Raw genomic sequence first — 21,437 nt, 5'->3', positions numbered from 1 at the left:
AGAAACCATGATATCTCCGGAAAGGCAGGGTACAAATGAAACCGGAAGAATTAGAACCGTTTTTAAGACAGTATACCGATAAAGAGTTATATTTTTTATCCGGTAACCAAAACGATAAAGACCTGGTGTTTGAGAAATATGAAATAACAGGTCAGGATAACGGAACCAGTTTTAAAACCTATATTTTTGAAGACGATTATTTCCTGTCCTCCTATGAAAATATCGGCATAAATAAACAGGACCGATTTACTTCCATTGTACCTCACAGGCATAATTATATAGAAATAATTTATGTATGGTACGGAGCCTGCACCCAGATAATTAATGGTAAAAAACTTAAGTTTGTACGGGGTGATTTATGCATACTGGATACCAACACCATTCATTCTGTTGAGGAAACCGGTGAGAACGACATTATCGTAAACATCCTTATCCGGAAAGAATTTTTTGCCGCTGCCTTTTTTAATCGAATGACAAAGCAGGGAATCCTGGCTGAATTCCTGATCAACGCAATGACAAAAGGTCAAGAAACCAAGCAGTATTTAATGTTTAAAACACAGAGCAATGACAAATTCTGCGGTTTAATGAAAGATATCTTATGTGAGTATTACAGTAATGGCTTTGGTAAAAGAGAAGTAATGGAAAGTTATATTATAATCCTCTTTGCAGAGTTATTACGAACTTACCGTGAAACCCCTGCACACAATGAAGAACCCCTGAAATCAGACCATAAACTGTTTGATATTCTTGAATATATTGAGAATCATTATGAAAACTGTACTCTTTCCTCTGTTGCACAGTACTTTGGATTTAATGAGAAATATCTGACCATGCTATTAAAAAGAAGAACCGGCAGAAGTTTTGTCGAACACCTTCAGGAACAGAAACTAAACCGGGCAAAACTGCTGCTAATGAATACAAATCTTCCTATTACGGAAATAATTACTCTTTGCGGTTATAATAACACAAATTTCTTTTATAAAAAATTCAGGAATTCGGAAAACTGTACACCTGCAGAGTACCGTGAAAGGATGTTTATAAGTCGTTAGAGAAAGCTGACATTTGGTTGATAGATTTATGAAAAACCGTTATAGCCATACGGTTTTTTTTCTATTATTCTAAGTATATAAAAATCCCGGAATTCATGTAACCACTTATACGTAATTGCACGGATACAGCTCTAAAATTGTATTAATTATACGTTTCACAGATACTGTATCTTTATTTCCCAATTAGCTATAGAGGATTTTAAGTGTATACTTAGAAAGAGAGGAATACAATATGATCAGAATATCGGAATTACGGCTGGACTATTTAAAGCAGCCGGTTGGTGTTACCAAGTTACCGCAATTTGGCTGGATGATAGACAGTGACCAAAGGAATATTATCCAGACCGCTTATCAGCTGCAGATTGCAGACAATCCTGATTTTAACAATGCCATATATGACAGCGGATTAGTTGAAAGCGAGGATTCAGCCCACGTTATACCAGATAAGCCAGCCCTGAAATCGGCATCTAAATATTTTGTCCATGTAAGGATAAAAAGCAATACCGGGGAGATAAGTAAATGGAGTGATAGTACTTATTTTGTAACCGCTCTGATCAGTAATATAGAATGGAGGGCTGCATTTATTTCAGCGGAAACAAAAGAGGATGCCTCTAATTCGAAAGGTACTTATTTGCGTACAGAGTTTACTGTAAAAAATAAAGTAAAAGAAGCCTATGCTTTTACTACTGCCTTAGGGTTATATAAGTTTTATATTAACGGTAAAAAGGTAGGAACGGATGAAATGACTCCGGGCTGGACTTCCTATAACAAACGCTTATTATATCAGACTTATGATATTACGGACCTGCTTAATACAGGTAAAAATGCAGCCGGAGCTTTAGTAGGGGCAGGCTGGTATAAGGGGACAATGGGATTTATCGGGGCAAGAAATAACTATGGCGATCAGACAGCCTTTTTAAGCCAGATCCATATCCGTTATGAGGACGGCACAACGGATATTATCGGCTCGGATGAGACATGGAAAGGTTCCGACAGCCCCGTATTATTTTCCGAGATTTATGACGGAGAAATATATGATGCCAGATTAGAACAGCCCGGATGGAATACTCCAGGTTTTGAAGATAAGGACTGGAAAGCTGTTTCTATCGTAGATTTTAACAAAGAAATCTTAACCGCACAATCCGGTACCAGAGTCAAAAAAGTCGAAGAAGTAAGTGCAAAGCGTATTTTTACCACTCCAAAAGGAGATACGGTAATTGATTTCGGACAGAACATGACCGGGTGGATTCATTTTAGGGTAAACGGCAAAGCCGGTGATAAAGTTATCCTAAATTGCTTTGAAGTATTGGATTCTGAGGGAAATGTATATTTTGATAATTTAAGAAAAGCAAAAGAGACCTTGGATTTTACCTGCAAGGGCGGGGAAGAGGAATACGAACCTAATTTTACTTTCCAGGGCTTCCAGTTTGCTAAGATAGCCGCTTATCCCGGAAATACAGAGCTTTCGGACTTTACTGCCTACGCAGTCCACTCGGATATGGAACCAACCGGAACCTTTGACTGTTCCAATCAGGATATAAATCAGCTTCAGCATAATATCTTATGGGGCTTAAAAGGAAACTTTTTAGACATTCCTACGGATTGTCCGCAGAGAAACGAACGTCTTGGCTGGACCGGAGATGCCCAGATTTTCTGCCGCACAGCCAGCTATTTAATGAATACTTATACTTTCTTTCACAAATGGTTAAAAGACGTTGCCGCAGACCAGACTCCCGAGGGCGGTGTTCCCCATGTGGTTCCCGATCTCCTTTCCGGCAAAGAGGCGGATGACTGGCTTTTAAGCCAGGGTACCCATTCCGCTGCAGCCTGGGCCGATGTAGCCGTTATAAATCCCTGGACTTTATATTTAACCTTTGGGGATAAAGAAATCATTAAAGAACAATATGAGAGTATGAAAGCCTGGATTAATTTCATGCAGACCCATTCGGTAGATAATATATGGAATTATAAACTGCAGTTCGGGGACTGGGTAGCCCTGGATGCCGAAGAAGGAAGTTATTTCGGAGCAACACCCAACGATTTAACCTGTACTGCTTATTATGCTTACTCCACCGGACTATTTGCCAGGATGGCAAACTACATCGGTAACACCAAGGATTATGAAACCTATCGGGCTTTGTTTGAGCAGATAAAAAAAGCATTTCAAGAGCATTTCTTCGATGAAGATGGAAATATGACCGCTAATACCCAGACTGCCCATGTGGTAGCCCTGTATTTTAACCTGGTTCCTGAAAAATACCGTCAAAAAACTGCGGAAGCTTTAGTCCGTTTAGTGGAAAAAGAAAACGGCCATCTGGTTACGGGTTTTGTGGGAACCCCTTATATCTGCCATGCTTTAAGTCAGAACGGACATATTAAGGAAGCTTATGATTTGTTGCTTAAGGACGATTTCCCTTCCTGGCTGTATCAGGTTAAGAAAGGTGCCACTACGGTCTGGGAACACTGGGACGGTTTAAAACCTGACGGAACCATGTGGAGCCCGGATATGAATTCTTTCAATCATTACGCCTATGGCGCTATCGGTGAGTGGCTGTACCGGGTAGTTGCCGGTATAGAAATAGATGAAACCAATCCGGGTTATAAACATTCCATAATACATCCACGTTTCGGAGGTGGTTTGTCCTATGTCAATGCAGGTTATAAGTCCGTATATGGTAACCTGTCCGTTCATTGGGAACAAAAGGATGATAAATGCATATTAGAAGTAACCGTTCCCCATAACACATCAGCAACCATCCTTTTAGACGGTGCGAAAGATGTTTTGCAGGCTGACGGCTTACAATTTGAAAAAGCACAGAATGATAGGAAAGCCCTTACGGGATCCGGAACCTATCATATTGAATTTGTAAGATAGTCTATAATCATGAGCCAGACATCGTAAATGCTAATTTCAGAGCTGATTGGCTTCAGCCTGTAACCGGATCAGCTCTGAAATTGTATGATTAGTATGATATATCGATATATTAATCTTATTTCTCAATTTTTGATTATCTGTTATAGAAATCCTTTGCTTCCTTTGTTATTCTAATACCGCTTACTTCTGCCTGAATCTGATTTTCTTCTGCAAAAGTATTAATAAATTCCATCATTTTATCCTTATATTTTTCTAAAAAGTATACGGCGGCTTCTTCTTTTACGCTTTCAGGTAAGGTATTTAAGGCTGTTTTAGCAATAGCCCCGGGGAGTTTGTCTAAACTATTTAAAATCTGTATGAGTTTTCCAGAGTCTTCTCGTTCCGATAACCTGCCTATTATTACTGGAATTAGCGTATCCGCAATTTCACCATAGTTAATCTCATCTAATAAAAATTCTATTTTAATCATAATATTCTCCTTTCCAGCTATCATGAAAAATTATAATCAGCTAAATAGAATCCCCTGCTATATTGTATTAGCATACCTTGATTATTGTTAACTTTAGTAGAAATCTGCCTACGGGCGTCCTATACATCCACCCGGTATGGCAATTATTGTATAGGTTATTCCAAGTAAGTGTCTGCAAAAATAGGGCTGTTGCAAAATCTTTAGTTTATTTAACTTGTTCCCGGAATATCTCCGGGATGTTTATTAATCTAAAAATTTTGTAACCACCCTATACATTTTGAATGATTAATTGTATATAATTTTGGTATCTAAATACCAATTAGTATTTTAAGATATAACATTTTAATTAAATATAGTATTTAAGAAACGATAGATGTAAATAGTTTTAAAATTACTTTCCATATGTTCGGATATTGATCCAAGATCTCGTTTTTAAGATCCTCTGCATTTACATTATGGTAATTGTTCATAAGAAATGTAACAGTACCTTTTACTTTATCTCCCACTGCTATCGTTCCTCTCGCATAACCGCCTAAAGCTATTTTATCAGCTATAGCACAGCCTCCGATGGAGTAGACACCAATCGCTAATCCCCCTGCTGCGAGGTAACCGATTGCTACACCGCCAGCCGCTAATCCCCCCGCTGCAACACCGCCTATAGCAAATAGACCTGATGCCAGGCCTGCCAGAGCAAATAATCCTAATGCAACTGCTCCAAAGGATATAATACCAAAAGAAATAATTCCCAAAGCAATTACTCCCGTAGCAATATTACCAATTGAAATGATACCCTTCGCCCGATATAATCCATATCCCAGGTTAATATGGATGAGAGGTATCCCCATAAAATTTGTATTACTCTTATATTCGTAGTGACGTTTTTTTTCGATATATATATCTTCATATTTGATGACTTGTTCATTTCCGGTATAAGTATTACCTGGATGTTCACTTCCGGTTATTAACTCATCCAAACTGACATCAAACAATTCGCTTAAAATTACTAGTTTACTCATCTCCGGAGTGGTTTGGCCAAGTTCCCATTTAGATACTGTCTGTCTGGTTACATCCAATTGATATCCTAAGTCTTCCTGGGACCATCCCTTGCTTTTTCTCAATTCCATTAACCTGTCTTTAAATTCCATATTACACCCCATGCATTTCGCTAGTTTTCTTGCAAGACTGCCCAAATAGAAAGTGAAAATTGCTTTTCATTTTCACACTGAAACGTCTCCAACTGATATTACTATAATACCGGATGCAGAGAAAGTCTACCATTATGACTTGGAATTCTGTCAACTAAACTTAACATTACAGTATTTATGCGGTTTTAAATGAAAAATTGATAAAATTGCCGGTTGCACTACTTGCTATATATACTCCAAGTGCCCAGGTACAGAATATATCATTGCGCATCAATTTTACATTTTTCATAACATCAAATTGGGACTGGCTGTTTTATTCAGTTCAGTCTTTTGACATTTTATCTTTTATATGGTGGGCAAAAGACCAAATTATATTACCATATTATGACATATTTTTCAATAGTTTGTTATGTATTTGTCGATAAAAAATTTTCATTGTCAATTTTTGTATCATTTCTGTGCTAAATTTTCAGGGAAGAGAAGTAATTCCCTCCGTGTACTTTTTATGTCCGGATAACTATTTGAATATGAAATTGGTAAGTATGAGGCTGGCTATAACGCCAATTAAATTGGTTAACAACGCACCTGCAAGGGTATATCTGGTTTTCTTAACTTTAGCTGTCATAAAGTATACACTCATGGTATAAAAAACTGTTTCCGTACAGCTCATAATAATAGAAGAAAGCCTTCCCAGGAAAGAATCCGGACCGTATTCCTTAAAAATGTCAAGTAACAGGCTGGTTGCCGCCGAGGAAGAGAAAAGTTTTACCGTAACTAGCGGTACAAGTTCAGATGGGAATTTAAGAAAATCCGTTGCTGGCTTCATAATATTTGCTAAGATATCAAGGGTACCGGAAGCCCTTAATATCCCAATAGCCACCATTAACCCAATCAATGTAGGCATAATATTCAATACTACCTTAAAGCCATCTTCCGCTCCTTTTGTAAATTCATGAAATACGGGAGCTTTCATTAGTAATCCAAAACCAACAATATAAAAAATGACAAACGGTATAATATAATCCGAGATATAAAGTAGAAATTTCATGTTTACCTCTCATTCTGCCCACTTACTTAGACTTACTTAATTTTCTGGCTGCAACGGAAAAAATAATACCGGCAATGGTAGATATGGTTGTAGCAACAAGCGCCGAACCTAATATTTCCGTAGGGCTGATAGACCCATACTGGCTTCGGTAAGCAATTATATTGACAGGTATTAATTGAAGAGAGGATATGTTTATTATGAGAAAGGTACACATGTCACAACTGGCAGTTTCGCCGTTTTTATTTAATTTTTGCAATTCTCCCATGGCTTTTAGCCCCATGGGGGTTGCCGCCCAGCCCAACCCTAATATATTTGCAATCATATTGGAAGCTATATACTCATTGGCCGGATGATCCTTAGGGATATCCGGAAATAATAAGCGCAGTATTGGATTTAGGGCTTTCGTTAAGGCATCCATAATTCCCGTAGCTTTTGCTACCTGCATAATACCGGTCCACAACGACATAATTCCCAACATGGTAATACATAATGTTATGGCTTCTTTGGCTGAATTTATGGAGGCTGTGCTTACATCATCAATTTTCCCGTTTAAAACGCCCACAATAATTCCTATTACAATCATGAAACCCCATAAATAATTTAACATAAGTAAGTCCTTTCACCTTTTCTTATTAATTACTATATTCTAACTTAATAAAATACATTACAACTAAGTAAATCAAATCTGCCTACCACTATTTTTTTTACTTTTTAATACTCTTTTTACAATATTTCCTATAAAATACTAAATAATTGCTAAAATATCATAATTAATTTATTGACTTATCAATTCTTGTATGCTATTTTATTAAAGTATTGTAGGAGGTACATATATGAAAAGCACAGGAATAGTAAGAAAATTGGATGAATTGGGAAGAATTACTCTCCCTATTGAGCTAAGAAGGACTTTAGGCGTAAGCGAAAGAGATCCTCTTGAAATTTTTGTTGATGAGGATAGAATCATATTAAAAAAATATGAACCTACCGATATCTTCAACGGTTCAAAAGATAATCTTTATGATTATTGCGGTAAGAAGATTTCGAAAGAATCTATCTTAGAACTTGCTAAATTAGCAGGTATTATTGAATAACATAAGCTCAAGGAAAGGGCCTGTCCAAAAGGACAGGCCCTTTAACTTTCCGTTTTTATTCCTTATTATCTAACAGCATCTGATATATTTCTCTCTTGGGGACTCCTCTGTCAACGGATACGGCTTTCATGGCTTCTTTCTTATCCATTCCTTTATTCAAGTATATATCCATGTGTTCCTGTATCGATAAGGCCATCCACTTATCCTGACCTTCTTTTTCGATCTCTTTTTGCAATTTTCCTTCTATAACAATTACACATTCTCCTTTGGGTTCCTGTTCGTTATAGTACTGGATTGCTCCTGATAAGGTTGTTTGAAAAGCAGTTTCGTATTTTTTGGTCAGTTCCCTGACTAAAGTCATTTTTCTATCACCTAAGGCTTCCAGTAATTCCTTTAAAGTTTTAACCAGCCTGTGAGGCGCTTCATATAAGATTATGGTTCTTGTCTCATTTTGTAATTCCTTTAAAATCAGCTGCTTTTCTTTTTTATCCATTGGCAGAAAAGCTTCAAAAGCAAACCGCCTGGTAGATAACCCGGATAGGGTAAGTGCCGTAATACAGGCTGAAGGTCCGGGAAGCGATGACACTTCAATTCCAGCCTCATATGCCATCTTAACCAATTCTTCTCCGGGATCGGATATACCCGGCGTCCCTGCATCGGTTATAAGTGCTATATTTAAACCTGCCCTCAGCTGTTCAATAAGATACTTTCCCTTTTCTATTTTGTTAAATTCATGATAACTGGTCATGGGTGTATTTATTTCAAAATGATTTAATAACTTAATACTGTGTCTTGTATCCTCTGCTGCAATCAGATCTGCTTCCTGTAAAGTACGTACAACACGATAGGTTATATCCTCCAGGTTACCAATGGGAGTGGCGCACAAAAATAATTTCCCTTCCATTTGACTATGCCTCGTTTCTTAAAATAAGTTAATATCCATAAATATCGTAAATTTCATCCGTATACACATTCTGTTCTTTATATACAATCAAAGGTGCCTCCACTTTAATCATGGAACCGCCGCCCTTAATACACTCTAACAGTACCATATTGGGTTCCTTATGAACAAAGGGATGTACCAGTTTCATCCGCTTAGGTTCCAGCTTATAAGCGGATAAGGTATTTATAATCTCCACCAGCCGAAAAGGGCGGTGTACCATATAAAATCTCCCTCCGGGTCTTAAAACCTTCGAAGCCTCTCTTACCACATCTTCCAGTGTACACAATAATTCATGCCTGGCGATGGCTTTTGGCAAATCCGGATTGGTAATACCATGATTATCGTTCATATAAGGGGGATTACTGGTTACCACATCAAAGGAGGCTAAACCAAATATCCCGGATGCCTCCTTTATATCGCCTGTAATAATATCTATTTTTGAATTAAGCCGGTTCATAGCAACACTTCTTCTTGCCATATCCGCACTTTCTTCCTGAATTTCCAGGCCGGTAAAATGTTTTCCTTCTGTTTTGGCTTCTAACAGAATAGGAATAATACCGGTTCCGGTTCCTAAATCCAATGCAGTTTCATTCTGCTTTACTTTAGCATAACCGGATAATAAAACAGCATCCATTCCAAAACAAAACTTATTCATATTCTGAATAATTTTATAACCATTTCTATGAAGTTCATCAATTCTTTCGTCTGCTTTTAGATTATCCTGCATATTTACACTCCCAATGAAAATGATGTAATTCGGCATCTCAAATAATGTAATTTCAGAGTTGAATTTTGCCAGGAGGGCAATAAAGCTATGAAATTCGTATTATTTGTTTGTATATTCAAAAATTAATAGCATTACAATTACCTGCTACATACATATAGGGCTGTTCTCAAACTCACCGGTTATATTACTTATAAAGTTGCACTTTTTAACTATTATAAGTAATACAAACTTGAAATTGCAACAGCCCTTACTAATTATAACCTGTATTGTTTATTATTCATCATCCAGATGAGATTTTACTTCTTTCATTTCAAGCATTTCCAACGCCCTTAATTCCTCATCTATCGCTATCTTTTCTTTTCGTTTTCTCGGTTTGAATTTTAAATCAGTGGTTTTATATTCCCTTACTTCCTTTTCGTCGTTTTCCAGGGTAACTATAACCTTAACTAACTGTTTTAATACCGTTACGCTTTGTACTTCACCTTTTAACCCATCGTTTGTAGTAACAAAGTCTCCTACATTGGGCAAGGTACTGTTTAGCTCTTCATATGCCTCTTCTTCGTTCTTTAGACAGCACATTAAACGTCCGCATACACCGGAAATCTTGGTAGGATTTAAGGACAGGTTCTGTTCTTTTGCCATTTTAATGGAGACAGGTGCAAACTCGGATAAATGGGTATGGCAGCATAAGGCTCTTCCGCAGATACCAATACCACCGACTACCTTGGTTTCATCCCTTACACCGATCTGCCGCAGTTCGATACGGGTTTTAAATACGGAAGCCAGGTCTTTTACCAATTCCCTGAAATCGATTCTTCCGTCAGCTGTAAAATAGAATAATACTTTATTATTATCAAAGGTATATTCCGAATCAATTAATTTCATCTCAAGCCCATGTTTTTGGATTTTTTCAAGGCAGATGGCAAAGGCTTCTTTCTCTTTAATTTTATTTTTATTTTCTATTTCATCATCCTCAGGTGTTGCAGTCCGTATAACCGGTTTTAAAGGCTGTATAATCCTGCTTTCTTCCACATCCCTGGGACCTATTACAACACGTCCGTACTCAACCCCCCTGGCTGTTTCAACAATAACATTATCGCCTTGCTTTATTTCATAACCGGCAGGATCAAAGAAATATATCTTACCTGCCCTTCGAAATCTTACGCCAATCACATTAATCATTACCGTTCTCCTTTATAGTAAATAACATTAATTCTATTGCTATATCAAAATTAACATTTGCATTTAATCGTATTTTAGCTTTTTCTATGGCTGTTATGATTTTCTCAATTCCTTCATAACTTTTTATATTTGCCTGTTTGGTTATATCCAAATATTCTTCTTTATATGTTAACAGATTCAGGTTCTTGGTTACTTTATACATTAATACGTCCCTGTACCAAAGAATCATTAAATCCAAGTAATCGTTTATATTGCCTTTATTCTCAGAAATCCTTTTCAAACCATCAATAATTTCATATAGTTCCATGTCATCAATATATTTCAAAAGATGAAGAACATCGTTTTTTATTTCAATAAATTCATCGGAAGAAGCATATTTAACAGCTTTACCCACATTGCCCTGTGCAAATACGGCACTTAATTCTGCCTGATAATCCGGTATTTTATATTCTTCCATAAGTAATTTCTTTATTAATTCCTTGTCAACCGCCTTACATTTAAGGGTAACACACCTGGATAAAATGGTGGGCAGCAATGCATTTAAATTATTGGTAAGTAATAGTATTACCGCATAGACCGGCGGCTCTTCAATCGTTTTAAGCAGAGCATTCTGCGCTGCTTCAGTCAGCTTTTCTGCTTCATCTATGATATATATTTTATAAGGGCTGCTATATGGTTTAATCTGAATGTCATTGTTAACCTGAATTCTGACATCGTCAACACCAATGCTGGCCTTTTCGTGAGTGATTCGTATTATATCCGGATGATTATTTGATGCTGCCTGTATGCAGGATTTGCATTTACCGCAGGCATCTGACTTGTCTTCCCTGTCTTCGCACTGCAGATTCATTGCAAAAGCGTTAGCAAGCAGATTCTTGCCCGCATTGTCTTCTCCAACGAAAATATAAGCGTGAGATACTTTCCCTGACTTAATTGCATCTTTTAAATGCTGTATTATCTGCTCATGTCCAACGATATGTTTAAAATCTATCATTAACAGCACCTCTCTTCCACTACGCAATAAGATCTAACAGCATACCTCTTATTTCATCTATTTTATTTAAAATAGTAATATTATCTTTTTCCTCCTTTATAAGTTCCATGGCCAATTCATCCAGGTTCTGGTCAATGAGTTTAATCATTCCGTATACACGGTGACGTCCTCTGCGATCCAGGAAATTCTCCCTGCTGAATTTGTGAGAGCGGTTTACGATTTCATTCATAAAATTTTTAATTAACTGACGATACCGTCTCATATCCCGGACATCCATATGTTTGGATAAACGTTTTCCCTGCTGGGTAATATCCTCCATCATAAGGTTTAGCCTCGCCTGTAATTCCTGTTCCTCAATATTGCTAATGAGGGTAAATTTAAAAGACCCGTCTGTTTCCGGAAGGGGCGCCTTTTGTTCTACTTGATTTACAATTGGTGTCTGGTTTACCTTAATATCCATATGAATCACCGCCTCACTTTATTTTGGTTTTTCGATTAGTATTCTATGACATCCCAATCAAATTAGGTAATTGCGAACAAGTTCGCAGCTTCTCACTACGCTTTCATTATATCATAAACAAAAATCGTGTTTATGATCTTGTTACTCCGCTCCGAAAGGAAACAAGTTTCCTTTCCTCACTACGCTTTCATTATAACATGAACAAAAAGCATGTTCATGTTCTTGTTACTCCGCTCGGTATTGCAAGCAAGCTTGCAATTCCTCACTACGCTTTCATTATATCATAGATTAATTATAATAAATAGAAAAATTTTATGGGTGTTTATTCTTCTCCGCAGGCCTGTTTTATGTCCTTAATTATCTTGTTAAGACAAATTTCAATGTCCTTATTTTCATAACGTTTTGTGATATTTAATTTATTTAAATTCTCTTCTGAGAAGTCCTCCTCATCGGCTAAATACCGCCTGCACATTTCTGCATACTTTGGGTTTTCCTGGCTTTGTTCCCTATGTAATGCCCTCTCTAAACGCAGCCCGTCTTCCACTTCAATATAGATAGGGACTACGGACTTCTCTCCGAAATAATTCCTTATCTGCTCATAGGTTACCAAGGTACCGATCATAATATAGTTGGAACGGCTCAGGTCAATCTGTCCGTCGTCGGCAGTAAAGTAATTCCAGATTCCATGAATGGTATGATACGCCCTGTGTTCAATAACTTTATTGTTTCGTTTTAACTCATTTAATTTCTCTTCATTAACAAAATAATATTCTATTCCCTCCGTCTCACCGTTTCGAATAGGACGGGTTGTATAACCTATTACGGATTTTAAACCCAGTGCTGCGGTCTCTTTTAATTTTTTGAAAATACTATCTTTTCCGGTAGCACTTTTCCCCATAACAACAAATAATTTGGACATACTATATTCCTTTCCCGTAGCTTATGTTTCATTTATAACTCTCTTAATTTAAAATAACTTTTACAAACTTGCCGGTATCGTCCAACCCCTGAATCGATAGTCCGTTCTTTTGATAACCGATTATTTTTAAAAGAAGTTCTCTGCTGATCTTCTCCCCGGGTACAAGCAAAGGTATCCCCGGTGGATAAAGGTTAATATATTCTGCTGTAATTCTTCCAATGCTGTCTGATAACAGAATAACTTCACTAGGCCTCTTATATGCATCATTGGATGATATTATTCTTTCCGGATATATGTATTTATCTGTATCATCAGCAGCTAGATTATCTTCCACCAAACAATATTCTTTATGTTGGCTATCTATTTCTAATAATGCATCTCCTAACCGCTTAAAACCCTCACGGGTATCTCCGATGCTAGTCATACCCAGAACATAATCCTTAGATACCATCTCCATCTGTATATGATATTGCTCTAACAGGCAGTTATATAAATCATTTCCATTTTTATCCAAACCCTTTACAGAAATAATAATTTTAGATGGATCAAATGCAAAAAAGCCCGAACTTTTAACCATATCACCGGTTAGTATTCTCATATATTTCAATCCTGTCATACGATCATAAAATAGGGCAAGCTGATTATAATATTCTTCAAACAATTCTTCCCTTTTTTCCTCAAGTAAAGTGATACATTGTTCAATTCCAGCCATTAATAGATAGGATGGACTGGAACTCTGAAATATAGCAAGGTATCTTTTGATTTCTTCAATATTTACCAGATTACTGTTAACATGGATTAATGCAGACTGAGTAAAGGCGGGCAATGTTTTATGAATGCTGTGGATAACTATATCAGCCCCCAGTCCGACGGAACCTTGGGGAAATCCGGGATGGAAGCCTAAATGAGCTCCATGGGCTTCGTCCACCATAAGAGGCACACCGTATTTATGCGTTATTTCTGCTATCGATTTTATATCCGATAGTATTCCTTCATAAGTAGGTGAAGTCAAAACTACCAGCTTAATATCCGGATGTTTTATCAACATCTCTTCTATTTTTTCAGGAAGAATTCCACCACTGATCCCAAATTGGGGCTCTGTCTGTGGATAAATATAAATCGGTTCCAATTCATTTAAATAAATCCCATGATATACCGACTTATGGGAGTTTCTCGCCACCAAAATCTTATCGCCTTTCTGTGTGCAGGCTGATATACCGGTTAATATTCCAGCCGTACTGCCGCCTACCAGATAACCGGTAAACCGGGAGTTATAAAGAGCAGCCGCCCGCTCCATTCCTTTTAAGAGGATTCCCTCAGTTTGGTGCAGATTATCAAAACCCTCAATCTCAGTAATATCGATGGAATATGGATTGACCATGGTAAGAAGTTCCTTATTTCTTTTATGTCCGGGCATATGCATGGGATAGTAATCCGACTCACTGTATTCTAATAATTTATCGTATAAATTCATATGCAATGACTTGCCTTTCTTTATTATTCGGTACTTTTTATGGTTTTATTAACCACTCCAAAGCTCCTCCTTAAGAACTATTTTTATTTTACATGGTAAAGTCTGTTTATTCAATCTTTTATTTAACCTTACACTTACCTTTTCTATAGTATGGCACCAAATAGTAAGTTCTTCCCTTTTTTATATTTATGTTTTATACTGTTAATAAAAATGATCAATTTTATTTACTTAGGATGCTGCACGTTTTCAACCTAAAAAATTTTAAACCCGCATAATTCCCGGCAAACTTCATTTGCGTAAAAATTAAAACGTCGGGTTTAAGGTAAAAGTGAAAGAAAATTTTAAAAAGAAAGGATGCCACATATGAATTCTTTCACATTTTTATATTGTGGCTATATCTCAGGCAGGCCTGTGATATGCAATAGGTGTAAATATGAAAGTTTTACTTATCAATGGAAGTCCTAAAATTCACGGATGTACTTATACTGCTTTACAGGAAATTGTAAAGGAATTAGAGAAAGAGAACATCGAAACAGAAATTTTTCATATCGGAAATAAACCGATCAGGGGCTGTATGGCCTGCGGTGGTTGTTATGACGGTTCCGGTAAATGTATTTACAATGACGACACCGTAAATATAGCATTAGAAAAAGCAAAAGAAGCAGATGGCTTTATCTTTGGGTCACCGGTTCATTATGCCGCAGCTTCCGGACAGATGACTTCCTTCTTAGACCGATTTTTTTATGCCGGAGACGGTTACCAGTACAAACCCGGTGCAGTGATTGTCAGCTGCCGCCGCGGCGGTTCCACTGCTGCTTTTGAACAACTGAATAAATATTTAACAATCTCCAGTATGCCTGTGGTTTCCTCTCAATACTGGAATATGGTTCACGGCAATACACCGGAAGAGGTTAAGAAAGATTTAGAGGGTATGCAGACTATGAGAACCATAGGCAAGAATATGGCTTGGCTTTTAAAATGTATCAAAGCCGGTAAAGAAGCCGGAATTTCACTCCCTGAAAGAGAAGAAAGAGTAGCTACAAATTTCATTCGCTAACTTTAATCCATGTGTACTCCTGCAATAGAGGGGTTTGATAAGACTTACAAGAAAGAGACTGTTGCAAATTCAAAATTTATCTTCCTTGGGAGAAATTCCAGGCCCAATCTCGATAAGTTTATTATGCAACAGCCCCTCTTGTATTTTCTAATTAACTATTAATTTTAACTAAAATACAATATTTTATCTTTTCCAAATCTTCTGTCAATCTCGTTCAAAAGCCACTCTTCCCCTTCATCCCTGCATTCTGTTTTATAACAATATTTACCCATACCTCTGCCTTTCATACGCTCTTTATCATATAATTCCATTGCTTCCGGAAAGGCTTCATTATTTATCTTTCTATGAATAAAACTATATGTCATAAAAATAATTTCTATAAACATCTGCTTCTGCATTTTCTCGGATAACCCGTCTTTTAATTGGTCTAACAGTTCCAGATATAACTCTTTCCAGTTGTCTAACAGAATGACAGGGGCAATCAATATACCTACTTTATAATCGGCTTCCGCCATTTTATTAATAGCTTCTATGCGATGTTTTAAGGATGCGGTGCCAACTTCTGCATTACTTATAATATATTGGGGATTCACCGACATTCGAAAAATAACCCGCCCCTGATGGGAAAGAGGAAGTAAAGGTTCCACCATATTAAATTTTGTTGGAAAGGTTAACTTTCCCTTTTTATTTTTTAGGAAATTTTCTATAGTCCAAGGCAGGTTTCCGGTAATGGTATTTTCCAGTACAAGATCACTGTTACTGCCGATTTCAAAGGTAAGTTCCTTTTCGCTTTTATTGGAGAAACGGATCAACCTGTCCAGCATCTGTTCCCGGTTTACAAAAAGCCTTAAATAAGAGCATTTATTATAGTTACAAACCAGATAACAATACAGGCACATTGCGGTACATCCTGAAGAAGTGTAGGGTATCAGATAATCCGAAACTTTATAATTTTCCGTATACTTATGTGTCTTACGTATGCCTATTATGAGCAATTGCTTCATTTTAGCAAATTCCGCATTTTCTTTTTTTCTTAATTCCTCAATATTGTTATGATTTTCAATTGGGTTCCATTCTATATCTTTCAATTGTTCTTTAAGCTGTTTACCGAGGGGAAAATTTAAAACCTCGGGTTCAAAATATATTTTATCCGGACGCATATTATTACCTCGTTTACAATTTTAATTACCTGAATCATTTACTAACCAAGCTGTTTATTTTATACGAATCATAGTTATTATGAATGAAATGTTCAATAATTATAATGTTTAAAAAAATTTTATCAAATAAGTTCCGGACTTATTAAGGCTTATAAAGTTTATATATTATGATTTCACTAGGAGATTACTGTTGATTACATCTCAAACTTCCATGGTTTTTGTTAATTCAGCAAGTTTACTTAATGTTTTCCAATTACGTACAGTTGCCGGCACATCCAGTCTATGAAGATTATTAGCAAGTTTTGAATTCCGAATACTGTTTTGGAATAATAGGTATATCTCTCTGCCTGCAATATAATATTTATCACTTTCACTTCTGTAAGCATCTAAACACCCGGTATTTTCTTTTAAGGGGTACGTGCCAAAAGTGCAACATAGAGACTCTCTGCTTCGGATAAGTTCTCTGCTTCTGCTATTTCATCCTGGGAGAAGGGGCAATTCAAAATAATTTGCTTAAACTCTTTAGATGTCCTTAGAATAACTTTAGCAGGAATTCCGAAAACCGCCTCTATCTCATGTTCAATTTTATCTGACAGGACTTCCTCCTTTTCATCTGATTTAAATAGAACATTTCCGCTTTGAATATATGTTTTTACATCACAAAGCCCAATTGCTTCAAATACTCGTTTCAAATCTGCCATCTTAATAATATTTTTTCCGCCTACGTTAATACCTCTTAATAATGCTAAATAAATAATCATATTGTAAACTCTCCATAGTTTGAAAACAAATCGTAGTAAATTGCGATTGTTCATTTACTACGATTTAAATATATAATTTTAGTATATAATTTCAGTATTAAAAATACTTTGAATATTTATACATAGTTATATTTGATTGGAGTGTCAAAAGCCATACAAAGAAACTCCATACGTCAATTTGCACTTCGGTACCTAACGTTAGCATGATACCGAATATAGTTCAATGAGTAACTGCGAAAGCGTGTTACGAGTGAATTCGTGTTTGTATCAAGCAATCAAGAAATAAAATTGTGGAAATTGACGAAGCCGTAATTTAAAATTGGCTTTTGACACTCGGATCATATTTTGAAATAAAACGCTTATTTCATGTATCCGCCCTTCATCGGCGATACCGCATGTTTGGCAAATATATTCAATACTCCGGATTTGTACTTCTCTTCCATCGGAGTCCATTGATGTTTACGTTCCTGTAATACTTTATCCACTTCTTTCAGGGAACAGCGTTTCCCGCCGATACCTACAATCTGTAAGATACGGTTTTCAATATCGATCTCAATTATATCGTTTTCCATAACCAATCCGATTGGCCCGCCCTCTGCTGCCTCAGGAGAAACATGACCTATCGCGGGACCTTTGGAAGCACCCGAAAAACGTCCGTCCGTTATTAACGCTATGGATTTGCCCAGTTCCGGATCTGAGGAAATAGCCTCTGTTGTATAAAACATCTCCGGCATACCGCTGCCTTTTGGTCCTTCATAACGGATCAGTACCGCATCACCCGGTTTAATCTGTTTATTTAAGATAGCAGATATGGCATCCTCTTCACAATTAAACGGTCTTGCCCTTAAAATTGCTTTATGCATCTCCTTAGGTACTGCAGAATGCTTAACAACAGAGCCCTCCGGTGCTAAATTACCCTTTAAGACAGCAATTGTTCCATCCGTACCGATGGGATTATGAAATGACCTGATAATATCTTCTTTTTTACGTCCTACTTTCTTAAGGTAGGAATAGCATTTGTCGTAGTATCCGTTTTTCTTTAAATCTTCCAGATTTTCACCTAAGGTTTTACCGGTTACCGTCATAACGTCCAAGTGAAGTTTATCTTTAATTTCTTCCATTATTGCAGGAACACCGCCGGCATAATAGAAATACTGAGCAGGCCACTTTCCTGCAGGGCGGATATCAAGCAGATAATGGGCGCCCCTGTGAAGGCGGTCAAAGCTTTCACTGTCCAGTTCTAATCCAAATTCTCTGGCGATGGACGGCATATGGAGCAGACAATTGGTGGAACCGGAGATAGCCGCATGAACCATTACCGCGTTTTCAAAGGATTTCATAGTAACCATATCTCTTGGTTTTAACCCTAATTTAGCAAGGTTTACAACCTGTCTTCCGGCTTCTATGGCATATGTATTCAGATCTTCACACATGGCAGGCATTAAGGCACTTCCGGGAAGCATAAGCCCCAAGGATTCCGCCATAATCTGCATACTGGAGGCCGTTCCCATAAAAGAGCAGGCTCCGCAGGAGGGACAGGCATTATGCTTATAGAAAGTTAATTTCTCTTCCGTAATTTCACCGCGCTGGTACATGGCGCTGTAAGTGCCGATCTGCTCTAAGGTAAGGAGGTCAGGACCTGCGTCCATAACACCTCCGGTTATCATAATAGAGGGAATATTAACTCTGCCGATTCCCATTAAGTGCGCCGGTACCCCTTTATCACAGCTGGCAACAAAAATACCGCCGTCAAAAGGTGTGGCACCTCCATGTATTTCAATCATATTGGCAATCATATCTCTGGAAACTAAAGAATAATTTATACCATCATGTCCCTGGGACATACCGTCACAAATATCTGTTGTAAAATATCTTGCGGCTTTTGCCCCCATTTCATTAACACCTTTTACCGCGCTGTCCACAAATTTTAATAAATGGGCACTTCCGGGATGGCTGTCACCAAAGGTGCTTTCAATCATAATCTGTGGTTTGGATAAATCCTCTACACTCCATCCCATTCCTCTGCGTAAAGGGTCCAGCTCCGGTGCAATTTTTCTTAGTTTTTGACTTGTTAAGTCTTCATTTTTAATCATACTACCTTTTCCTCCGGTAAACGTTTTATGTTGGTTATATCATGATATATGAATTGCAACTATTCAGGAATCCCTGGAAATTTAAGTTATTCGGGTTGTTTGATTTCAAAATATGCAGATACAGTACGGTACAAATAATACCTATATCATTTATTAAAAGCGCTTTCCAAAACAGTTGCTATGAATTCTTAGTTACCTTTTATTATAGCAGATTCATTAAAAATACAAAATGTTTTTCTGTATTTAATTTATCACCATGATTGAGTCTCAAAAACCAATTTTTAATTACAGTTCCGTTAATTTGCACCATTTATATTTTAACCATATGATGCAAACACAAGTTTCTTCATAACACGCTATCGCTTTGGATGAAGTGCAGAGCAAATTGACGAATAAAATTTATCTGTATGGCTTTTAACGCTCGAATCATAACCATATATTTAATTACACTTGTAAATTTTAATTTAACTGTTTCATCGTATCCACCAGATTTTTTTCATTGAGAAAAACACCTTTAAACTTTTCTAACTGAAAACGCCTTAAAAACCAGTCGCATTTACATAAAAATATATAATATATATTTAACCCGCAGCCGTTTAAGGTTTCAAAATTCCCCTGTCCTTTTGAGATGATCAAATCTGCGCTTTCCAGTTTTCCCCGTGCCGATTCCTCCATTTCCTCCAAATAAGTACCCGGTACATCCAAGCCGCTGCCCATAACCGGTACAAGCTCATCCAGTTTAATCAATTTAGCATCTTCTATTGTGGCATCATTTAATATTGGTTTTCCCCGCACGATTACGGTTATATTAAGCTTTGGATATAGTTCTTTAATAATTTTTATAAGCAGTTTATCCAGAACTATTTCACCGCAGTTATCAGTTAAATAAACCAACTCTTTTGCCTTACTCATATCCTTTAAAAAAGCTTCATACTCTGTTGCATTTATGTCTTCTTTATAAGCCGTATCAAGCAGTGTCTCTAATTTATTATTATCTACACTCCCCATTGCTCCAAAATCTATGTAATTTCCAACTCTTGCATATTTAATCGCTTCTAACAGCCTGTCCCCAGAAGCGGCAATTTTTTCGTTTATAGCCAGTTCTTTCTGTAACATAAGGTTATTATACTTTTCTTTTAACTCATCAAAGCTGTAAGAGGTTTTAAAAAATTCCAGATGAAGCCTGTTAATCCTGGCGGTAATTACAGGCGCCGCAAGGTCATCGGCGTCTAAGATAATTTTTAAAACATTTTTCATGTATTCTGCTTTTTTAGCTTCATCCTCATATTTTTCCACATTTTCCATTTGCCTTTTTATCATGCAATACATGCAGTAAGATCCAAGTTTCATATTGTTCCCTTTCCTCGTTATGCCTTATTTTGGATTTCCATATCATAAAGATGCCAGGTTTCCTCTTTATAAAGAAACGGTTCTTCCCGGAGCCTGACATCTGTGAAGCCAACTGCTTTATAACAACTATGGGCTGCTGTATTGGGAGCAAATACAACAAGGGTCACTTTTTTAACTTTTAAGATTTCAAATGCATAGTTTACTGCAAGCCCAACCATCTCTTTTCCGTAACCTTTTCCCCTGATATCGGGATTCATAATAATAAACCCAAAATGAATACTATCTTTCTCATAATCCGCATTTCTCATTAGTAAATGCCCTGCCGGTGTACCAGTCTCATCAATGGCTGTAAAGCTCCAGGCATTTTCTTCTTTATCATAAGTTTCTCTATATTCCATTAACTGTTCAGCGGTAAGGGGATAGGAAAATTGATTGGCACACCACATGGTAAAGATACGTTCCTCTTTGGCCCAATCTAATAAATATGGTATATCACTTATTTTAAACGGTCTTAAACGAAGCATATTGAAATTCCTTTCTTTTAAAAAGCAAAGACAAAACAATCTTAATTTTATTAAGATATTTCCCTTTGCTTTAAATTATTGTTATATGAGTATATTATTTTTCACACGTTTGCATA

20 protein-coding genes and 1 riboswitch are annotated in these 21,437 nt (G+C 36.9%); of the genes, 4 read left to right on the top strand and 16 right to left on the bottom strand.

Going from position 1 to position 21,437, the window contains the following annotated elements; translation table 11 throughout:
- Positions 1 to 35: 35 nt before the first annotated feature.
- Together Ana3638_RS05725 and Ana3638_RS05720 are read left to right on the top strand one after the other, a co-directional pair.
- Complete coding sequence (locus Ana3638_RS05725; protein ID WP_161837170.1) at positions 36 to 1,049, top strand: AraC family transcriptional regulator; 1,014 nt, start codon at positions 36 to 38, stop codon at positions 1,047 to 1,049.
- Between the two features lie 232 nt (positions 1,050 to 1,281).
- A complete protein-coding gene (locus Ana3638_RS05720; protein ID WP_161837169.1) occupies positions 1,282 to 3,924 on the top strand; it encodes an alpha-L-rhamnosidase in 2,643 nt (880 codons plus the stop codon).
- A 133-nt stretch (positions 3,925 to 4,057) separates the two neighbouring features.
- On the opposite strand, the gene Ana3638_RS05715 is transcribed toward Ana3638_RS05720, so the two are convergent.
- From Ana3638_RS05715 to Ana3638_RS05700, 4 genes are all read right to left on the bottom strand, one after another.
- A complete protein-coding gene (locus tag Ana3638_RS05715; RefSeq protein WP_161837168.1) occupies positions 4,058 to 4,393 on the bottom strand; it encodes a hypothetical protein in 336 nt (111 codons plus the stop codon).
- 359 nt (positions 4,394 to 4,752) lie between these two features.
- Positions 4,753 to 5,538 carry a helix-turn-helix domain-containing protein gene (locus Ana3638_RS05710; protein WP_161837167.1) on the bottom strand — a complete coding sequence of 262 codons (786 nt, stop codon included), beginning with the start codon at positions 5,536 to 5,538 and terminating at the stop codon, positions 4,753 to 4,755.
- A 198-nt stretch (positions 5,539 to 5,736) separates the two neighbouring features.
- A riboswitch (cyclic di-GMP riboswitch) is annotated at positions 5,737 to 5,820 on the bottom strand.
- Positions 5,821 to 6,055: 235 nt separating this feature from the next.
- Positions 6,056 to 6,586, bottom strand: a complete 531-nt coding sequence (locus Ana3638_RS05705; RefSeq protein WP_161837166.1) for a spore maturation protein — start codon at positions 6,584 to 6,586, stop codon at positions 6,056 to 6,058.
- A gap of 22 nt (positions 6,587 to 6,608) precedes the next feature.
- Positions 6,609 to 7,193, bottom strand: a complete 585-nt coding sequence (locus tag Ana3638_RS05700) for a nucleoside recognition domain-containing protein (protein ID WP_161837165.1) — start codon at positions 7,191 to 7,193, stop codon at positions 6,609 to 6,611.
- Between the two features lie 226 nt (positions 7,194 to 7,419).
- On the opposite strand from Ana3638_RS05700, the gene Ana3638_RS05695 reads away from it, so the two are divergent.
- Positions 7,420 to 7,677, top strand: a complete 258-nt coding sequence (locus tag Ana3638_RS05695) for an AbrB/MazE/SpoVT family DNA-binding domain-containing protein (protein ID WP_161837164.1) — start codon at positions 7,420 to 7,422, stop codon at positions 7,675 to 7,677.
- A 55-nt stretch (positions 7,678 to 7,732) separates the two neighbouring features.
- Here the strand turns inward: Ana3638_RS05695 and rsmI are convergent, their stop codons facing one another.
- From rsmI to Ana3638_RS05660, 7 genes are all read right to left on the bottom strand, one after another.
- Positions 7,733 to 8,581, bottom strand: coding sequence for a 16S rRNA (cytidine(1402)-2'-O)-methyltransferase (gene rsmI, locus Ana3638_RS05690; RefSeq protein ID WP_161837163.1), 849 nt, complete (start codon positions 8,579 to 8,581; stop codon positions 7,733 to 7,735).
- A gap of 28 nt (positions 8,582 to 8,609) precedes the next feature.
- Complete coding sequence (locus tag Ana3638_RS05685) at positions 8,610 to 9,347, bottom strand: tRNA1(Val) (adenine(37)-N6)-methyltransferase (protein WP_161837162.1); 738 nt, start codon at positions 9,345 to 9,347, stop codon at positions 8,610 to 8,612.
- A 273-nt stretch (positions 9,348 to 9,620) separates the two neighbouring features.
- A complete protein-coding gene (locus tag Ana3638_RS05680) occupies positions 9,621 to 10,529 on the bottom strand; it encodes a PSP1 domain-containing protein (RefSeq protein ID WP_161837161.1) in 909 nt (302 codons plus the stop codon).
- The gene (holB, locus tag Ana3638_RS05675) at positions 10,522 to 11,523 is read right to left on the bottom strand and encodes a DNA polymerase III subunit delta' (protein ID WP_161837160.1); all 1,002 of its coding nucleotides are present in this window, start codon (positions 11,521 to 11,523) and stop codon (positions 10,522 to 10,524) included. Before holB ends, Ana3638_RS05680 begins: the two co-directional genes overlap by 8 nt.
- Before the next feature lie 19 nt (positions 11,524 to 11,542).
- Positions 11,543 to 11,983 (bottom strand): YaaR family protein, encoded by a 441-nt coding sequence (locus tag Ana3638_RS05670; protein WP_161837159.1) that lies wholly within the window; start codon positions 11,981 to 11,983, stop codon positions 11,543 to 11,545.
- A gap of 322 nt (positions 11,984 to 12,305) precedes the next feature.
- The gene (locus Ana3638_RS05665; protein ID WP_161837158.1) at positions 12,306 to 12,902 is read right to left on the bottom strand and encodes a guanylate kinase; all 597 of its coding nucleotides are present in this window, start codon (positions 12,900 to 12,902) and stop codon (positions 12,306 to 12,308) included.
- Between the two features lie 43 nt (positions 12,903 to 12,945).
- Complete coding sequence (locus Ana3638_RS05660) at positions 12,946 to 14,376, bottom strand: aminotransferase class I/II-fold pyridoxal phosphate-dependent enzyme (RefSeq protein ID WP_161837157.1); 1,431 nt, start codon at positions 14,374 to 14,376, stop codon at positions 12,946 to 12,948.
- A gap of 433 nt (positions 14,377 to 14,809) precedes the next feature.
- Here Ana3638_RS05660 and Ana3638_RS05655 point away from each other — a divergent pair, with 433 nt between their 5' ends.
- Positions 14,810 to 15,433 carry a flavodoxin family protein gene (locus Ana3638_RS05655; RefSeq protein WP_161837156.1) on the top strand — a complete coding sequence of 208 codons (624 nt, stop codon included), beginning with the start codon at positions 14,810 to 14,812 and terminating at the stop codon, positions 15,431 to 15,433.
- A gap of 164 nt (positions 15,434 to 15,597) precedes the next feature.
- Here the strand turns inward: Ana3638_RS05655 and Ana3638_RS05650 are convergent, their stop codons facing one another.
- From Ana3638_RS05650 to Ana3638_RS05630, 5 genes are all read right to left on the bottom strand, one after another.
- Positions 15,598 to 16,593 carry an SPL family radical SAM protein gene (locus tag Ana3638_RS05650; protein WP_161837155.1) on the bottom strand — a complete coding sequence of 332 codons (996 nt, stop codon included), beginning with the start codon at positions 16,591 to 16,593 and terminating at the stop codon, positions 15,598 to 15,600.
- Positions 16,594 to 17,000: 407 nt separating this feature from the next.
- Positions 17,001 to 17,354 (bottom strand): DUF1697 domain-containing protein, encoded by a 354-nt coding sequence (locus tag Ana3638_RS26035; protein ID WP_330587884.1) that lies wholly within the window; start codon positions 17,352 to 17,354, stop codon positions 17,001 to 17,003.
- 359 nt (positions 17,355 to 17,713) lie between these two features.
- A complete protein-coding gene (gene ilvD, locus Ana3638_RS05640) occupies positions 17,714 to 19,447 on the bottom strand; it encodes a dihydroxy-acid dehydratase (protein WP_161837154.1) in 1,734 nt (577 codons plus the stop codon).
- A 459-nt stretch (positions 19,448 to 19,906) separates the two neighbouring features.
- Complete coding sequence (locus tag Ana3638_RS05635; protein WP_246240810.1) at positions 19,907 to 20,797, bottom strand: damage-control phosphatase ARMT1 family protein; 891 nt, start codon at positions 20,795 to 20,797, stop codon at positions 19,907 to 19,909.
- Positions 20,798 to 20,814: 17 nt separating this feature from the next.
- Positions 20,815 to 21,321 (bottom strand): GNAT family N-acetyltransferase, encoded by a 507-nt coding sequence (locus Ana3638_RS05630; RefSeq protein ID WP_161837153.1) that lies wholly within the window; start codon positions 21,319 to 21,321, stop codon positions 20,815 to 20,817.
- Between the last annotated feature and the right edge of the window lie 116 nt (positions 21,322 to 21,437).

This window comes from Anaerocolumna sedimenticola (genome assembly GCF_009931695.1).
Taxonomy (GTDB): Bacteria; Bacillota; Clostridia; order Lachnospirales; family Lachnospiraceae; genus Anaerocolumna; species Anaerocolumna sedimenticola.
Note: the sequence above shows the minus strand (reverse complement) of the source record. Positions and strands in the feature narration are given on the sequence as shown.

What these genes read in the sequence shown, in the direction of transcription:
- Ana3638_RS05725 (WP_161837170.1), top strand. Translation starts at nt 36, where the DNA reads ATGAAACCGGAAGAATTAGAACCGTTTTTAAGACAGTATACCGATAAA.
- Ana3638_RS05720 (WP_161837169.1), top strand. Translation starts at nt 1,282, where the DNA reads ATGATCAGAATATCGGAATTACGGCTGGACTATTTAAAGCAGCCGGTT.
- Ana3638_RS05715 (WP_161837168.1), bottom strand. Translation starts at nt 4,393, where the DNA reads ATGATTAAAATAGAATTTTTATTAGATGAGATTAACTATGGTGAAATT.
- Ana3638_RS05710 (WP_161837167.1), bottom strand. Translation starts at nt 5,538, where the DNA reads ATGGAATTTAAAGACAGGTTAATGGAATTGAGAAAAAGCAAGGGATGG.
- Ana3638_RS05705 (WP_161837166.1), bottom strand. Translation starts at nt 6,586, where the DNA reads ATGAAATTTCTACTTTATATCTCGGATTATATTATACCGTTTGTCATT.
- Ana3638_RS05700 (WP_161837165.1), bottom strand. Translation starts at nt 7,193, where the DNA reads ATGTTAAATTATTTATGGGGTTTCATGATTGTAATAGGAATTATTGTG.
- Ana3638_RS05695 (WP_161837164.1), top strand. Translation starts at nt 7,420, where the DNA reads ATGAAAAGCACAGGAATAGTAAGAAAATTGGATGAATTGGGAAGAATT.
- rsmI (WP_161837163.1), bottom strand. Translation starts at nt 8,581, where the DNA reads ATGGAAGGGAAATTATTTTTGTGCGCCACTCCCATTGGTAACCTGGAG.
- Ana3638_RS05685 (WP_161837162.1), bottom strand. Translation starts at nt 9,347, where the DNA reads ATGCAGGATAATCTAAAAGCAGACGAAAGAATTGATGAACTTCATAGA.
- Ana3638_RS05680 (WP_161837161.1), bottom strand. Translation starts at nt 10,529, where the DNA reads ATGATTAATGTGATTGGCGTAAGATTTCGAAGGGCAGGTAAGATATAT.
- holB (WP_161837160.1), bottom strand. Translation starts at nt 11,523, where the DNA reads ATGATAGATTTTAAACATATCGTTGGACATGAGCAGATAATACAGCAT.
- Ana3638_RS05670 (WP_161837159.1), bottom strand. Translation starts at nt 11,983, where the DNA reads ATGGATATTAAGGTAAACCAGACACCAATTGTAAATCAAGTAGAACAA.
- Ana3638_RS05665 (WP_161837158.1), bottom strand. Translation starts at nt 12,902, where the DNA reads ATGTCCAAATTATTTGTTGTTATGGGGAAAAGTGCTACCGGAAAAGAT.
- Ana3638_RS05660 (WP_161837157.1), bottom strand. Translation starts at nt 14,376, where the DNA reads ATGAATTTATACGATAAATTATTAGAATACAGTGAGTCGGATTACTAT.
- Ana3638_RS05655 (WP_161837156.1), top strand. Translation starts at nt 14,810, where the DNA reads ATGAAAGTTTTACTTATCAATGGAAGTCCTAAAATTCACGGATGTACT.
- Ana3638_RS05650 (WP_161837155.1), bottom strand. Translation starts at nt 16,593, where the DNA reads ATGCGTCCGGATAAAATATATTTTGAACCCGAGGTTTTAAATTTTCCC.
- Ana3638_RS26035 (WP_330587884.1), bottom strand. Translation starts at nt 17,354, where the DNA reads ATGATTATTTATTTAGCATTATTAAGAGGTATTAACGTAGGCGGAAAA.
- ilvD (WP_161837154.1), bottom strand. Translation starts at nt 19,447, where the DNA reads ATGATTAAAAATGAAGACTTAACAAGTCAAAAACTAAGAAAAATTGCA.
- Ana3638_RS05635 (WP_246240810.1), bottom strand. Translation starts at nt 20,797, where the DNA reads ATGAAACTTGGATCTTACTGCATGTATTGCATGATAAAAAGGCAAATG.
- Ana3638_RS05630 (WP_161837153.1), bottom strand. Translation starts at nt 21,321, where the DNA reads ATGCTTCGTTTAAGACCGTTTAAAATAAGTGATATACCATATTTATTA.